The organism is Pseudomonas sp. MWU12-2345 (assembly GCF_023242385.1).
Taxonomy (GTDB): Bacteria; Pseudomonadota; Gammaproteobacteria; order Pseudomonadales; family Pseudomonadaceae; genus Aquipseudomonas; species Aquipseudomonas gingeri_D.
Genome location: NZ_JALLJA010000001.1, coordinates 1,221,157 through 1,236,827 on the forward strand (window position 1 = coordinate 1,221,157; position 15,671 = coordinate 1,236,827).

The 15,671-nt window shown below is 59.2% G+C and carries 13 protein-coding genes; 6 read left to right on the forward strand and 7 right to left on the reverse strand.

Annotated elements, in window-relative coordinates; translation table 11 throughout:
- Position 1: 1 nt before the first annotated feature.
- The 6 genes from M5C71_RS05145 to M5C71_RS05170 all read right to left on the reverse strand — a co-directional run bounded on the left by M5C71_RS05145 (position 2) and on the right by M5C71_RS05170 (position 7,439).
- Positions 2-877 (reverse strand): ABC transporter permease, encoded by an 876-nt coding sequence (locus M5C71_RS05145; RefSeq protein ID WP_248746156.1) that lies wholly within the window; start codon positions 875-877, stop codon positions 2-4.
- A complete protein-coding gene (locus tag M5C71_RS05150) occupies positions 874-1,830 on the reverse strand; it encodes an ABC transporter permease (protein ID WP_103496045.1) in 957 nt (318 codons plus the stop codon). Before M5C71_RS05150 ends, M5C71_RS05145 begins: the two co-directional genes overlap by 4 nt.
- Before the next feature lie 48 nt (positions 1,831-1,878).
- Positions 1,879-3,516, reverse strand: a complete 1,638-nt coding sequence (locus M5C71_RS05155; RefSeq protein WP_248767377.1) for an ABC transporter substrate-binding protein — start codon at positions 3,514-3,516, stop codon at positions 1,879-1,881.
- 92 nt (positions 3,517-3,608) lie between these two features.
- Entirely contained in the window at positions 3,609-4,883 is a 1,275-nt protein-coding gene (locus M5C71_RS05160) for an FAD-binding oxidoreductase (RefSeq protein ID WP_103496047.1), read from the reverse strand.
- Positions 4,884-4,936: 53 nt separating this feature from the next.
- Entirely contained in the window at positions 4,937-5,605 is a 669-nt protein-coding gene (locus M5C71_RS05165) for a haloacid dehalogenase type II (protein ID WP_103496048.1), read from the reverse strand.
- Between the two features lie 361 nt (positions 5,606-5,966).
- Entirely contained in the window at positions 5,967-7,439 is a 1,473-nt protein-coding gene (locus M5C71_RS05170) for an aldehyde dehydrogenase family protein (RefSeq protein WP_103496049.1), read from the reverse strand.
- A 242-nt stretch (positions 7,440-7,681) separates the two neighbouring features.
- On the opposite strand from M5C71_RS05170, the gene M5C71_RS05175 reads away from it, so the two are divergent.
- Both M5C71_RS05175 and M5C71_RS05180 read left to right on the forward strand, forming a co-directional pair.
- Positions 7,682-8,539 carry a GNAT family N-acetyltransferase gene (locus tag M5C71_RS05175; RefSeq protein WP_248767378.1) on the forward strand — a complete coding sequence of 286 codons (858 nt, stop codon included), beginning with the start codon at positions 7,682-7,684 and terminating at the stop codon, positions 8,537-8,539.
- A 65-nt stretch (positions 8,540-8,604) separates the two neighbouring features.
- Positions 8,605-9,318: a cupin domain-containing protein gene (locus tag M5C71_RS05180; protein ID WP_103496051.1), complete on the forward strand. Its 714-nt coding sequence runs from the start codon at positions 8,605-8,607 to the stop codon at positions 9,316-9,318.
- An 80-nt stretch (positions 9,319-9,398) separates the two neighbouring features.
- Here M5C71_RS05180 and M5C71_RS05185 read toward each other — a convergent pair whose 3' ends face one another.
- On the reverse strand, positions 9,399-9,995 hold the full coding sequence (locus M5C71_RS05185) for a TetR/AcrR family transcriptional regulator (RefSeq protein WP_103496052.1): 597 nt from the start codon (positions 9,993-9,995) through the stop codon (positions 9,399-9,401).
- 610 nt (positions 9,996-10,605) lie between these two features.
- Between M5C71_RS05185 and M5C71_RS05190 the strand changes: the two genes are divergently transcribed.
- From M5C71_RS05190 to M5C71_RS05205, 4 genes are all read left to right on the forward strand, one after another.
- On the forward strand, positions 10,606-11,619 hold the full coding sequence (locus M5C71_RS05190) for an SDR family oxidoreductase (protein ID WP_248767379.1): 1,014 nt from the start codon (positions 10,606-10,608) through the stop codon (positions 11,617-11,619).
- A 79-nt stretch (positions 11,620-11,698) separates the two neighbouring features.
- Positions 11,699-13,219, forward strand: coding sequence for a class I adenylate-forming enzyme family protein (locus tag M5C71_RS05195; protein WP_103496054.1), 1,521 nt, complete (start codon positions 11,699-11,701; stop codon positions 13,217-13,219).
- A complete protein-coding gene (locus M5C71_RS05200; RefSeq protein WP_103496055.1) occupies positions 13,209-13,820 on the forward strand; it encodes an HAD-IB family hydrolase in 612 nt (203 codons plus the stop codon). Before M5C71_RS05195 ends, M5C71_RS05200 begins: the two co-directional genes overlap by 11 nt.
- A 3-nt stretch (positions 13,821-13,823) precedes the next feature.
- Entirely contained in the window at positions 13,824-15,587 is a 1,764-nt protein-coding gene (locus tag M5C71_RS05205) for an FAD-dependent monooxygenase (RefSeq protein WP_103496056.1), read from the forward strand.
- The last annotated feature ends 84 nt before the right edge of the window (positions 15,588-15,671 follow it).

Here is a 15,671-nt window from a genome sequence, read left to right on the forward strand (position 1 = left end):
TTCAATGGCCTCCCGCACGCCGACTACGTCGGGACGACAGCCTGTCGATAAACAGATTCACTCCAATGGTCAGGGTGCCGATGGCCAGGGCCGGAATCACGATGGCCGGCGCGCCCTGGTTGAGGCCGCCGATATTTTCCCGCACCAGGGAGCCGAGGTCGGCATCCGGTGGCTGCACGCCCAGGCCGAGGAAGCTCATGCCGCTGAGCAGCAACACGATAAAACCGAAGCGCAGCCCCAGGTCGGTCAGCACCGGGTTGAGCATGTTCGGCAGGATTTCCACGCAAGCGATGTACAGCCGGCGCTCACCACGGGTACGGGCCACCTGCACGTACTCCAGCGCCTCGATGTTCACCGCCATGCTGCGGGCGATGCGAAAGGCCCCGGGGCAGAAACTCAGCACGGCGGTGCAGATCAGCAACGTGACCGAGGAGCCGAACGCCGAGACCATGATCAACGCCAGCATCTTGCTCGGGATCGAGATAAAGGCGTCCATCAAGCGACTGATCACCTCGTCCAGCCACTTGGGCGACACCACCGACAGCAACGCGCAACCGGTGCCCAGGCCACTGGCCAATACCGCGGCAATCAACGCCAGGCCGACGGTAAAGCGCGCGCCGACCAGGACACGGCTGAGCATGTCGCGGCCCAGGTAGTCGGTGCCGAACGGGTAAACGGCACTGATGCTGTCAAAAACGTTATCGGAGACCACTTCGCCCACCGGGTGCGGCGCCAGCCAGGGGCCGAAAAGCGCCACCAGCAACCAGATAACGCACATCGCGGCGCCAATCAAACCCAGCCAGGCCGGACCATGAGACACCTTGCCGGCCGCCAGATCGGGGGTACCCGGCGTCGATTTAACAATGAAATGGTTCATTGGTTTCTCAGCCTCGGATTGGACAGAATCGCGCACAGGTCGGCAATCAGCACCAGCCCCAGGTACGCCGTACAAAACAGCATGGTGCAGGCCTGGACCAGCGCCATGTCACGGTTGGTCACGGCATCGACCATCAGGCTGGCGATGCCGGGGTAGTTGAAAATCGTCTCGACAATCACCACCCCGCCCAGCAGATAGGACAGGCTCAGGGCGATGGCATTGGCAATCGGCCCGATGGCATTGGGCAAGGCATGCCGCAGCACGATGCGCATCGGGCTCACACCTTTGAGCCGGGCCATTTCCACATAAGGGCTGTCGAGCTGATCGATCACTGCAGCCCGGGTCATGCGCGCCATTTGCGCGACGATCACGCAGCACAGTGTCATCACCGGCAAAGCGTAAGTGCGCAGGAATTGCAGGGGTGAGGTGATGTCACTGGCATAGGACAGCGCCGACAACCAGCCCAGGTTCACCGCAAAAATCAGCACCGCCAGGGTCGCCACCAGAAACTCCGGCACCGCGACCATCGCCAGGGTGACAAAGCTCAGGAAACTGTCGATGCGCCCACCGCGGCCCATGGCCGAACCGATGCCCAGCACCAGGGCCACCGGCACGGACACCAGCGCCGTGGCGGCCGCCAACATCAAGGTGTTGGGCACCCGACCGGCCATCAAATCGCTGACCGGCATGGCGTTGGAAACGGACAGCCCCAGGTCGCCGCCGAGCAGGCTGATCAACCAGTGCAGGTAACGCAGCACACCCGGCTGATCCAGCCCCAGTTTCAGGCGCAAGGCCGCCACCTGTTCCGGCGTGGCGAACTGCCCCAGAGACTGTTGCGCCGCGTCCCCCGGCAGTACCGCCGTGATGGCGAACACCACCATGGAGACGATCAACAAGGTCACGATCGCGGCGCCCAGACGCCGGCCGATCAGCCACAGTGTGTTGCTATTCATCGCCCTCTCCTCCTGCAATGCAACGCGGGCCAAACCCGGGGCAGCCCATCACGCGTCCAGCCAGACCTGCTCGGCGAACATGTAGCCCATGAAACCGCCCAACGGGTTGCTGCCATAGCCCTTGACGCGCTGGTCGACGGCATCGATGTTGCTGATGAACACCGGGATGCCGATACCGCAGTGGTCATGGGCCAGGGTCTGCATGTCCGCGTACATCTTGCTGCGCTTGGCGTCGTCGGTTTCAGCGCGGGCGAGCATCAGCAACTGGTCGAACTGGTCGTTCTTCCAGCCGGATTCGTTCCACGGCGCGCTCGATTGGAAGAACTGCGAAAACATCACGTCGGCGTTCGGCCGCGGGTTGATGTTGCCGAAGCTCAACGGGTGTTTCATCCAGTGGTTGGACCAGTAGCCGTCGCTGGGCAGACGGTTGACGTCGAGCTTGAGCCCGGCCTGTTTCGCCGACTGCTGCAACAGCACGGCGATGTCCACCGAACCGGTCGCTGCCGGCGAGGCCACCAGGGGCATGCTGATGCTGTCCATTCCGGCCTTTTTCAACAAAAATCTGGCTTTTTCCGGGTCGTAGACGGTCTGCGGCAAATCAGCGTTGTAGTAGCGCGAACCGGGGGCAATCGGATGATCGTTACCCACCACCGCAAAGCCGCGGAACACGGCGGACTTGATCTGCTCGCGGTCCATCAGGTACTTCATCGCCTGGGTGAATTCCGGACTTTTACCGGGCATCTGGTCCTGACGGATGATCAAGTCAGTGTAGTTGCCCGACGGCGCATCCACGACGCGGTGAGTGGTACTGGCCTTGATTCGCGTGGTGGAACGCGGATTGACCTCGTTGATCATGTGCACGTCGCCCGACAGCAGCGCGTTGACCCGCGACGGTTCGTCGGCAATGGCAATGAACTCGATCTCGTCCAGGTAAGGCAGGCCCGGTTTCCAGTAGCCGGTATTGCGCGCCGCAATCGAGCGCACGCCCGGTTTGAACTCCTTGACCTTGAACGGCCCGGTCCCAATGCCTTGATTGAAGTCGGTGGTGCCCTCCGGAACGATCAGCAGGTGTGACACCGCCAGGATCGACGGCAACTCGGCGTTGGGCGCGCTCAGACGGATCTGGACTTCATTGGCGCCGGTGGCCTTGATCTCGGCGAACTGCTCCATCAGCGGCATGACCTTGGAGCCGGTCAACGGATCCTTGTGCCGCGACAGCGAGAACACCACGTCGGCGGCGCTCAGGGTCTTGCCGTTGTGGAACGTCACATCCTTGCGCAGGGTGATGGTCCACAGCGTGGCATCGACGTTGTCGATGCGCTCGGCCAGCTCCAGTTGCGGCACCAGATGGCTGTCGAAACGGGTCAGGCCGTTGTAGAACATATAGTGGCGCGCGTAGTCGGTGGACAGCGCCCCCTTGGCCGGGTCCAGGGTATCGGCGGTGGAACTGGACATGCCGGCGACACGAATCCGTCCGCCCGGCTTGCCTTTGCCGGGGCTCGCGGCGTCATCGGCAAACAGCTTGCCGGCGGCGCTGAACAGGCTGCCGGTGCCTGCGGCGGCCACCCCGGCCACCCCGAGCATCTGCAGGGCGCTGCGGCGTGACATGCCGCGATTGAGGCTTTCGAATACCCTCAGGCTTTCCTGGCCGGAGATCAGTGGGGAGTCGATCTTGTTGTCAGTCATATCAGCTGTACCTGTCGATAATGAGAAGGCCCATGCTCGCGGTTGTCCGGAGCGTCTAGAAACGCAAACGACGGTGACACCACCCTTTCAACTCAATGCAAATAGTCCTGGAGCCGGTAATAAGCGCCCACCAGCGGCAGGAACCAGGGTTTGCCGAAATGCCCGGGAATCGCCGGCCAGTCGAGTTCGCGCCAGGGATTGGCCTCGACCTTGCCGGCCATCACCTCGGCCATCACCTGGCCCATGTGCACCGACATCTGCACCCCATGGCCGCTGTAGCCCATGGAGTGATAAACCCCGCCATGCTGGCCGGCACGGGGCAGCCGGTCGGACGTCATGTCCACCAACCCGCCCCAGCAGTAATCGATCTTCACGTTGGCCAACGACGGAAACATCTGCACCATCGCCGCCCGCAGCACCTTGCCGCTCTTGGCGTCGGAGACGCTGTCGGACATCGCAAACCGCGCACGGCCGCCAAACAGCAGGCGGTTGTCCGGGGTCAGGCGGAAGTAGTTACCGATCATGCGGCTGGTGACATAGGCGCGCCGACCGGGCAGCAACTGGTCGATCAGGGCCCGGGGCAGGACCTCGGTGGCGATCACGAAACTGCCCACAGGTACGATCCGCCGCCGATACCAGCCCAGCCCGCCGTGCTGACAGGCGCCGGTCGCCAGCAGCACTTGCCCGGCGTGCAGCGAACCCTTGGCGGTGTTGACCTGGTAGCCGCCAGCCTGGGCTTTCCAGTCCGTCACCGGCGTGTCCTGATAGATCAACGCACCGTGACGTACGGCGGCCTCGGCCAGACCGACACCGAAGCGCCCGACATGCATCTGCACGCCGTTGCGCTGCAGCAGGCCACCGTGGAACTGGGCCGAGTCGACTTCAGCGCGAATCTGCCCGGCAGACAGCAACTCGACATCGGCATCGACTTCCCGGCGAATCAGCTCGCAGGTCCGGGCCAGGCCCTCGTAGTGCATCGGCTTGGCGGCCAACTTGAGCTTGCCGTTACGCTTGAGGTCGCAGGCGATCTGCTCCTGCTCCACCAGCGAAACCACGCTTTGCACGGCACTCTCGTAGGCTTGGTAATAGGCTCGCGCCCGGTCGGCACCGAGGCTGGCGCTCAGGCCGGCGTAATCCTGGGCGACGCCGGTATTGCACTGCCCCCCATTGCGCCCCGAGGCTTCGCCGATCACCCGCCCGGCTTCCAGCACCACCACACTGGCGCCCTGCAAGGCCAACGCCCGAGCCGCCGCCAGGCCGGTGAAACCGCCACCGATGACGGCCACGTCGACCTGCCCGGGCAATGCGCCGAGCTGTGCACCGGTAAACGCCGGCGCGGTGTCGAGCCAGTAGGATTCACTGCCCATGTCTGATCCGCCTATGCCAAAACCGCCTGTGCCAAAAAAAGTGCCGTTACGACTCAGAGACCGACCAGCGCGGCCAGCCCGCCGATGTCGCTGATCTGCTGGTAGCCGTAGAAGGCATTGCCCGGCACTTCGTGGCCACGGGCGACGAAGGCCTTGTTGCGGATCTTCATGTCGTGGGCCGGCATCAGGTCGTAACGGAAGCTCGACGACACATGCAAGATGTCCTCCGGGCCGCAGTTGAGGTTGTCGAGCATGTACTCGAACGCCGCCAGACGCGGCTTGTAGGCCTGTGCCTGTTCGGCGGTAAAGACTTTGTGAAACGGCGCGCCAAGCTTGTCGACGTTGGACATGATCTGGCTGTCGCTGGCGTTGGAGAAAATCACCAGGGGAATCTTGTCGGCGATTTTCGACAGGCCGGCCGGTACGTCCGGGTGTGGACCCCAGGTCGGCACGGCGTCGTAATACAGCTGGCCTTCGTCTCGGTATTCGATACCCCAACGCTTGCAGGTCCGCGCCAGGGCGGTCTTGAGAATTTCGTCATACGGCATCCAGTCACCCATGACCTGGTCCAGGCGATAGGCCGAGAAGTCCTTGACGAATTGATCCATCTGCTCGGGCACGACACGATCGGCGAACAACTCGCGAGTCATCGTTCCCATGTGGAAATTGGTCAGCGTACCGTAGCAGTCGAACGTAATGAATTTGGGACGAAGAAAGCTCATTGAGTGCGGTCCTGAAGTTCGTTGAGGTCATGGCGTGACAAGCATTCGCTCCGTTTCAGGAGCCGTGATGCAACGCTGCAGCACATCGTCATTACAACACCGTGAAATCAGCAGATGGCGTTAAAAGCGACCTCTGCTCAATACAAACCACCGTTTTAGCACCTCCCCTCAGCAGACTTTGCGGACCGCTCCAGCCTTGGGCAAACCCCGTATTCATGCGCTCTTATGGACCTTTATAACCCTGTAGAGGCTCGATACGCACTGCAGCACCGCAGAACCTGCGCCGGGCCGAACGAAAACGGGCGCTTCCCTGAGGAAGCGCCCGTTGAAGGGTCATTCGAGTGTGTTTGAAGGAGGTGGATCAACCGGCGATATCGATCAGCACACTCTTGAAACGCAAATTGGCCTCGAATGCCTCGCGCCCCAGATCCTTGCCGATACCGGAACGTTTGTAGCCACCGGTCGGCAGGATGTAGTCGTTACTGCGTCCGTAACGATTGACCCATACGGTCCCCGCTTCCAGGCGCCGCACCAGGCGCAAGGCGCGATTGAGATCGGCCGTGTGCACCCCCGCCGCCAGGCCGTAGGTCGCATGGGCCGCCAGGCCCAGCGCCTGCTCTTCGTCGTCGAAGGCCTGCACCGTCAACACCGGGCCAAAGATCTCTTCGCAGACCGCCGGATTCTGGTTGTCCAGGCCGGCCAACAAGGTCGGCTGGTAATAGGCCCCGCCCAGGCCTTCGAAGAGCCCGCCGCCGGTGAGCACTTCGGCGCCGGCCTGACGCGAGCGCTGGACGATGCCATCGATGCGGCTGGCTTGCAGCCGGGAAATGATCGGCGACAGCGTACTCTCGGACGACCAGGTCGGGCCGGGGCGCAGTTCCTCGAAATACGCCTGCAGGTGGGCAATGAACGGTTCCATGATCGAGCGCTGGATCAACAACCGGGAACCGGACACGCACACCTGCCCGGCATTTCCGGTAATGGCCAGGGCCACCGTGCGGGCGGTCTTGGCGATATCCGGCACATCGGCGAAGACCAGTTGCGGGCTCTTGCCACCGAGTTCCAGGGTGACCGGTTTCGGACCGACCAGCGCGCAGGTGGACATGATGCTCGAGCCGGTCGCGGTGGAGCCGGTAAAGGTCACCTTGCCCACCCGTGGGTGACGACACAAGGCATCGCCCGTGATGCGGCCATCGCCCTGGATCACATTGAAAATCCCCGCCGGCATGCCCGCCTGCACCGCCAACTCGGCAAAGCGCAGGCTGGAGAACGGCGTCAATTCCGACGGTTTGAGGACCACGGCATTACCGGCCGCCAATGCCGGGGCGACTTTCCAGGAGGCCATGCTCAACGGAAAATTCCACGGCGCAATGGCGGCAATCACGCCGTAAGGTTCGGCGATCTGCATGCCCAACCGGTCGGTCTGGGTGGCGGCAACCTGGCCACCGTGCTTGTCGGCCAACTCGGCAAAAAAGCGAATGCCCTCGGCGACGTAGGGAATATCCCAGGCGATCACATCCTTATGGGGACGGGTCGAGCCCAGCGCCTCCAGCGGTGCCAGGACGGCAGCGTCAGCTTCGATCAAATCGGCCCAGCGGCGCATGACCCGCGCCCGTTCCCGAGGTGGGCGGCTGGCCCAATCACTGCGCTGAAAAGCCTGCCAGGCAGCGTCGACGGCTTCATCCACCATCTCGGCATCGGCGATCGGCAACTGGGCATAGACCTGGCCATCCGACGGTCGCACAACGTCCAGTCCCGGTTGCGCATCGCGGTATTTACCCGCAATGAAATGAGCGCTGCGCACAGCGATAAGGCGAGGATCGAAGCTATCCATGGAGCACTCCAGAAAAGGGTCGGCGAGTCGTGAATCCAGGGCTCCATCGTAGAAAAAAAGCGCAAGCATTTGCTGCCGACCTTGTACTGCAATTAAGTAGTAAGTGTGGTCTGCCGGCCTTGGGCGCGGGGAATCTGCCGAATGTTCCAGCCCCCCTTGCCAGGCCTTCACGCAGATGGGATACAGGCACCCTCGCGGCGCAAAACCGGCCGCTCGTGCACACGGCCCAACGGAGACTCGCCATGTCCGCCCCGCAACCTGTTGCTTATGTCTATCGCCCGATGACAGCCGCCGATCTGCCCTCGGCCCATGCCTTGTCCGTGCAACTGAAATGGCCCCATCGCCTGGACGACTGGGCCATGTTGCAACGGGTCAGCGACGGTTTCGTGGTCCTGGATGGCGAGCGTCTGGTCGGCACCGCATTCACCTGCCCGCAAGGCGAGTTCGCGACCATCGGCCTGGTGATCGTCAGTGACGACTATCAGGGCCAGGGCATCGGCCGTCGCTTGATGGAAAAGGCCCTCGACGCCTGCCAGTCACGCACCCCGATGCTGAACGCCACCTTGGCCGGCGCGCCGCTTTACAGCAGCCAGGGCTTTATCGAGTTCGGCCGGATTCAGCAGCATCAAGGTCAAGCCCATGCGCCCAGCCCAGAGCCGTTGGCCCAGGGTGAAGTGTGTCGCCCGCTGCACGAGGCCGATCGGACTCGTCAGCTGGCGCTGGCCAACGCAGCCAGCGGGCTGGACCGCAAGACCGTGCTCACGGAGCTACAGGATGTGGTGGAGCATTCGGTGGGCATCGAGCGCAACGGCCAGTTGCATGCTTTCGCCCTGCTGCGCCCATTTGGCCGAGGCCGCTGCATCGGTCCGGTGGTCGCGGAAAATCCCGCACAGGCCAAGCACCTGATCGCCGCGTTACTGGCCCAGGTGCCGGACGCATTCGTACGTATCGATATTCCGACGGACAGTGGCTTGGGCGAGTGGCTGGTATCGGCCGGTCTCAAGCAGGTCGATACCGTGGCGCAAATGGCACGGGGCACACCGCCGCAAGCGGTCAACGGCGTCCGACAGTTTGCCCTTGTCACCCAAGCCATAGGTTGACCCGCGCGCACGAAGCAGAACTCGCTATCCCCCTCAACAGCCCATTAACAGGGAGCGTCACCCGCATGCCTCAACCTACCCTTCTGCTCTTGGCTCGCGCCGATGGCAGCCGTGTCAGCACGCCTTTCAACACGATGCCCTTGAGCACTGCCGACCCCTTCGGGGAACATCGTCAGGTCGCCTACACCGGGGCCGACGGTATCTGCGCGGGGATTGTGAGCACAGGCCAGGCACTGGATATCGATGTTTTTCCGCACACTGAAATGATCGTGATCCACGCCGGCAACGTCGTGCTGCAATCCCGAGGCCAGACGCTGAAACTGGGCATCGGCGCAAGCGCCGTGATCGGCTGCGGTACAGCGCTCCGGCTCCTGGCGCAGCCCGATACTCGCTGGGCATTCTGTGCCGTCATCGACCCCACGGCTGAACCGGCACCAGGACTGACAGCGCTGGACCCACAAGCGCTGCTCTCCCCTTCGGCCGCACCGGAACCCCACATACTGATCGGGCCCACCCCACAGTGCCGCTCAGGTAATGTCTTCGAAGACGCCAGTACTGACCTGCGCGTCGGCGTCTGGGACTCGACACCGTACGAACGCCAGGGTCGAGCGCACAAACTCAATGAACTGATGCACCTGATTGAAGGCAGTGTGACCTTGCAGGGCCCCGAAGGTACGAGCCTGACGGTCAACACCGGTGACACGGTGTTCGTACCGCAAGGTACGCCGTGTGCGTGGAAAAGCACTCGCTACGTGCGCAAGTTCTATGCGGTGAAATAGACCCGGGGCGCAATGTACCCTGTCCGAAGTCCGGGCCTCGGACATGCGAATACCGTATACATGAGAAAAATGGCAGAACGCTATAAAGGTTCTGCTGTCTGGATAAGCGAGTTCAACACCAATTTTATTTCAGAAGCCGGATCGTTATGTCCTTGCAGTATCAAACCTTCCGACAGAGCGGTGAAGGTCCGGGCAAGAGCGGCATGGTCAAGAGGAGGTTTCTTGCCGGCATGGTTGAATATAATGGTAATCAGCTTGCCCAGCGCCTCACTGTTTTCCTGATGCAAATCGTAGTAATGCTTCGAGAACGCCTCATCGCGCAAGGCGATCAGTTGCAGTTCGGCATCAAGAATCGCACAATTGGTATTATTCTTAAGCGTGTCAATATACGCATTCAATCCATGGGCCAGCTCTTCCGATGAATAGCCGGCAGCCAGGGTAGCACTCAACCGATCGATTTCAACTCGCTTGAACCGCTGAGTCAATTGCAGAAGCAAATCCGATTTGCTTGCAAAGTTTGAAAAAAAGGCCCCTTTGGAAAAACCGGCCTCCTCGGAAATAGCGTTGACGCTGGCGGCGTGAAAGCCCTTGCTGATCATAAGATCAGTGGCCGTGTCGAACAACTTGTCTCTGGTTACTTGCTGACTTTCCTCTCGCCCCATTCTCTTTTTCATCACGCCTTCGGCTCCTTTGGCCAAACAAAAAACACCTATTTGTAACTAAATGTAAAGATCACCGCTTACCGCAAAAAACAATGTCAACTATCATATATTACACTCACCCTTTCAATCGTTTTAAATTTAATTTTCAAGGTGGCCCATCTACACACCATGTATCGGGGCAACGAAAAGAGGCCGCAAGATGGCCTGTACCCGCGAGTTTTCGCCGCTATCGCAAACATTGGCGACTCATGAAAACGCCTCGACTCCGATAGCTTCAAGATGCCTTGGTATCCACCTGACACGCTCTCCCTGTCCGATCGAGTCGGTGAGGCTGCCTTGTGACTTTCCTGTACAGAACCCCGTGGAGAAATATTTGCGGGACGCCCTCAAGCCCCTCGATCCGGGCGAATAGCCGTGACCGGCGGAGCGCTTGAGCCCTGGATTGCCGTGTTTCACATCAGATTCAGGTGTCGACCTTGCGGAGCCAAGCAAATACCGCTTGATCTTCAGATACCGTATGGTTTTTAATTGCGCCGTTGACGCCCCCAGCACCCGATCGGAGCATCGAGTCCGGTGGCATCAATCTCAATACAGCAGCAGATGACCCTACAGGAGCTGGATTTTAATGGAATATGCCTTTGTCACAGGTGCTACTGGCCTGCTCGGAAATAATCTGGTTCATGCGCTTTTAAAACGAAATATCAAGGTAAAAGCGCTGGTCCGTTCCGTAGAAAAAGCCAAGAAACAATTCGGCAATCTGCCTGTCGAGTTTGTCCAAGGCGACATGCTCAATATCGACGCCTTCAGCCATGCCCTGCGAGGCTGCGACGCCTTGTTTCATACGGCTGCCTATTTCCGCGACAGTTACAAAGGCGGAAAGCACTGGCAAAAACTGCATGACACCAATGTGACCGGAACCGAGCGCTTATTGCAGGCCGCTTATGCCGCCGGTATTCGTCGTGCCGTTCATACCTCCTCCATTGCCGTGCTGAAGGGCGATAGAGATCAAGTGATCGATGAAACCATGTCTCGCAGTGAACAGGAGGCTGACGATTATTACCTGAGTAAAATACTGTCCGAGCAAAAAGTTCAAGCATTCCTGTCGCAACACCCGGACATGTTTGTCGCCATGGTATTACCCGGCTGGATGTTTGGTCCCGGCGATATAGGCCCCACCTCATCAGGACAGTTCCTGCTCGACTTTGTTGGACAGAAATTGCCGGGGGTGCTCCCTGGAAGCTTTTCCGTTGTCGACGCCAGGGATGTGGCGGAACATCAACTCGCAGCCCTCACACATGGCCGATCCGGAGAGCGCTATCTGGCAGCCGGCAATCACATGGACATGAACAGTATTTTCCAGGTGCTGTCCCGTGTCAGCGGCGTAAAAGCGCCGGAGCGCAAAGTTCCATTGTTCATGCTGCGCTTTATTGCCTTGATGTATGAAGGCTATTATCGGATTACAAAAAAACCGGTACTCATCAGCACCTCCACGGTCAAACTCATGGAGCAAGAGCAAGGGCGTACCCATTTCAGCCATCAGAAAAGCTCAGAAGAGCTGGCGTGCAAGTTTCGCCCCGTCGCTGAAACACTGTTCGATACCCTGGACTGGTATCGTAAAAATAACTACATAGATGCCTGACTGAAACAGTTCATCTGTCACCTGCCTCTGCAGTGCTTTTTGTCTAGTTAAAAATTCAAGGATTGAGAGAGGTTGGTCAATGAAAAATCTTTTATGCAAAGAAGGTTTTCTGCATCGGTTCGTCGGTTTTTCAGAGTCTTTTCCCGACCAGATTGCCATCCGTCATCTGGACGCGGAAGAAGATACCGTCACTTACCGTGGCTTGCGAATCAAGGCTGAAGAGTGCAAGGGTGCCCTCAAGGCCCTGGATGTATTGCCGGGCGATAAAGTAGCGCTGGTTCTACCCAATGGCGTGGAATTCATCGCTTATTATCTGGCGATCATCGGCAGTGGGGCAATTCCGGTCATCCTCAACTACAAACTGACGTCATTCGAAATGACCAGCGTCATCAGCAGCGCCAGGCCGACGCTGGTCGTCACCACCGAAACCCTGTTCGAGCAACATCGCGAGCTATTCCAGCCAGCCTACGGCGTTCGTCACTCCTTGGTGTTGAACGCCGGGAGGGAGCCGTCATCGCCCTTGCCCGACAACGCAACGGCCGACTCTCGACTGCCTCGACACGGCGAGCCCTTGTTACTGCCCGAGGGCAATCCGATAGTCTCGGTACAGTTCACTTACCGGGGTATCGGTAGGCCTCTGGCCGTTTCTCACCGCTACCTTGACCTGACGCAATCGAGCGATGGGCTGCATGAGCAGTTTCATCCTCAAGGCATCGGCTCGGTTCATCTGGTGACGCTGCCGCTGTATGCCATCTTCGGACTGTCCGTGATGATGGTTTTCCCATTAAGCGTGGGCGCCACCCTGCTCATGACCAACACCCTGCTCAACAGGGATCTGGCAGAAGTCCTGTCTGAGCATAAGGTCAGCTTTGCCTGCCTGGTGCCCGACGTCATTCGCTACTTCAATACGCGACTGGCCAAACGCAAAGGCGCGCTTTTGCCAATGCACCCTCAACTGATGATTTATTCGGGTGGCAGCCATCTGCCGGCAGACGAAGCCGAGAAACTGGGCAGGCTGCTGGGATGCAATCCGGTACTACAAGGCTATGGATTGACCGAGAGCATGCCGGTGATTGTCCAAAGCTCGATTGGCAAGGTCCACCGCGGCGCCATGGGACAACCGATCAGCGGTGTGGAACTGCGGGTCGTCGATGCCCAGGGCCGGGATGTCGTACCCGGACGTATTGGCGAACTGCTGATACGCGGCTCGATGGTGATCGACGGCTATAACGACGCAGAGGAGGCCAATGCCCGGTTCTTCCGTGAGGGCTGGTTACACACGGGGGATCTGGTCTGGCGGGACGACGATGGACATGTGTTCTTCTATTGCCAACGCCTGCGAATCTCGAAGATCAAAGCGCAAATGGTCGACCTGACGGAAATCGAGTCCGTCGCCCTGAAGCACCCCGGCGTGGTCCGCGCGAAGGCCTTCATCGTCCCTGACAATAAAGAGGTCAACGTATTGCACCTGTGCGTTGAAGGGCACGGCGACCTGACCCAGAACACTGTCTCCACCCTGCTCGCGCGCGACCTCTCGGGCTTCAAGCTGCCCAGAACCATCGAGATTATCTCTCTCAAGGAAGAGACCCATGCAAGCTGATAGCACACAACCGGTACTGGCCGTTTTCGACTTTGACGGCACATTGACCGACAGGCATACCTTCTGGCGCTACATGCGTTTTATCGTTGGAACCCGATCGTTCTGGCTCCGGATCATTCCCCTGCTGCCCAAAATGCTCAGTGTGATCCTGGGAATCACACCGCTGATGCAAGCCCGACTGGCGTTCATTGCCTGTTACCTGGGCGGCTTGTCAGTCGAGCAAGAGCGCGAGCATGCCAAGTATTTCATTACCGAACAGCTACCGCTCTGGCTCAGGCCCGAGGCCCTGCGCCGATTGCAATGGCATCAATCCATGGGGCATGTCACGGCGCTGGTCAGCAATTCGCCGGAGAACTATCTGATTCCCTGGGGCCAGGCGGCGGGTTTCGATCATGTGTGCGGTACCCGCCTGGCGACTGCAAAGAACAAGCTGACCGGTGGGATATCCGGCACCAACTGTGTTGAGAGAGAAAAAGTCACACGGCTGAAAGGCTGTTTGAGCAACCTTGATGACTTTTACATTTATGCCTACGGAGACTCATCAGGTGACGATGCCCTGCTCGGCATTGCCAACTCTCCCTTCTATAGAAACTGGTACTGACAGATGAACACGCTGAGCACTTTGGCCCCCAAGCACTCCAGGCAACCCGATAACACCCCTACCGTCATGATCGTAGGCGCAGGCCCTATCGGTCTGTCCCTGGCTATCATGCTGAAAAAATGGGGTGTCTCTTTTCGCATTATTGAAAAGAATGCCGGCCCTTCGACCGCAACCAAGGCAATGGCCATTCATTCCAGAACCCTGGAAATCTTTCGGGACCTGGGTGTTGCCGATCAAGTCATCGGTGACGGGTTCACGATCAACCAGTTTTCGGTGCAATCGAACAGCAAACGGGTGCTGAACTACAACTTCTCCTACCTGGATGCGACCTATCCCCTGCTCCTCAGCCTGCCACAACCGCAGACAGAGAAGATCCTGCTTGAACGACTGAACGCGTTGGGGGTAGAGGTCGAGTGGAATACCGAACTGGTCGATATAGAAAACCAGCCAGGATCCGTGCGGATGACACTTCATCATGCACAGGGCAGCGATGAAGCCTTTACCTGTCGCTGGGTGGTCGCGTGCGACGGTGCCCGCAGCAACATCAGAAAACGCCTTGACATGACCTTCGAAGGATCGTCCTACGATCGATTCTTCATGCTCGCCGATGCCGATATCGAGTGGTCTGGAAGCAAGGACGAAGGCGCTTTTTTCCTCGGCGCACAGGACGGTTATGTGGCGGTCGCGCCGATCAGCGCACCATCGCGTTATCGACTGTTCATCGAGATGCCCTACAACCTGCCGCCAGAAGGTGAGCGCCCCTCCCTGAGCCTGGAGAGCTTCCAGCGGTTGTGCGAAGGACGCGGGCAAAAAATGACGCTGTCCAATATTTCATCGACCACCATCGCCTCTTTTCAACACCGCCGCGTGCAGTCGCTGCAGCAAGGCTCAGTGTTCCTGGTGGGCGACTCGGCGCATATCGGCAGCCCGATCGGTGGGCAATGGATGAACCTGGGGGTTTCCGAGGCCTATAACCTGGCGTGGAAGATGGCCTATGTCGATCAGGGCCTGGCGGATCCGACATTGCTGGAGAGCTACAACGAAGAGCGCTACCCGGTAGCCCTGGAAGTCGAGAACACGGCACACCGACTGACCGGACTGATTACCGTCAAGCATCGCGCCCTGGTTTGGCTGCGCGACAATGTCCTGCCACTGCTGAGCAACCGGCGCAAGGTTCAGCGCAAGCTGCCCTCGATGATTTCCGGTCATCAGTACCACTATGGCAAAAGTGATTACATTCAAGAAGCGCTGACGAAAAAGCAGCGCAAGAACTGGGACAAAAAAGGGAAAAAACCCGAATTCCAGACATCCGTGCCTCGTGCAGGTCAACTGGCTCCCGATGTTGAGTTATGGCAACTGCAAGGCCGGTCGCCAAAACACTTGATCGACTTGTTCCACGGGACCTTCACGCTGTTGATTTTCAGCGCGGCCGATCAGTTTTCTCCCCTGTTACCGGGCTATTACTCGCTGGCCGAATCGGTGGAAAAAGACTACCCGGGCATCAAGGCTTATTGCGTTATCGATGCCCTCAATAGCGCTGAGCTGCCTGCCTGGCACTCGACGTTGCTGGACCCCGATTGGCGGCTGCACAAGCGTTACCATGCCAAGGCGGGCACGTTGATGCTGATCCGTCCTGATGGCTACATCGCTTTCCAGGGGGTCGATGCAATAACGCTCTTCACGTATCTGAGCGCAAGATCCGGCCTGCTCAAGGGCGCAAAAAAAACAACATCGTCCATGATCGACGCAGTGGAACTCCAACTTTAAGTCTCTCTATGACTACTGTCAGTTTGGTTAATTGATTCACACCAGGCCCAGCCTTGGGTCATGTTTTTTGATTTCTTGCTTATA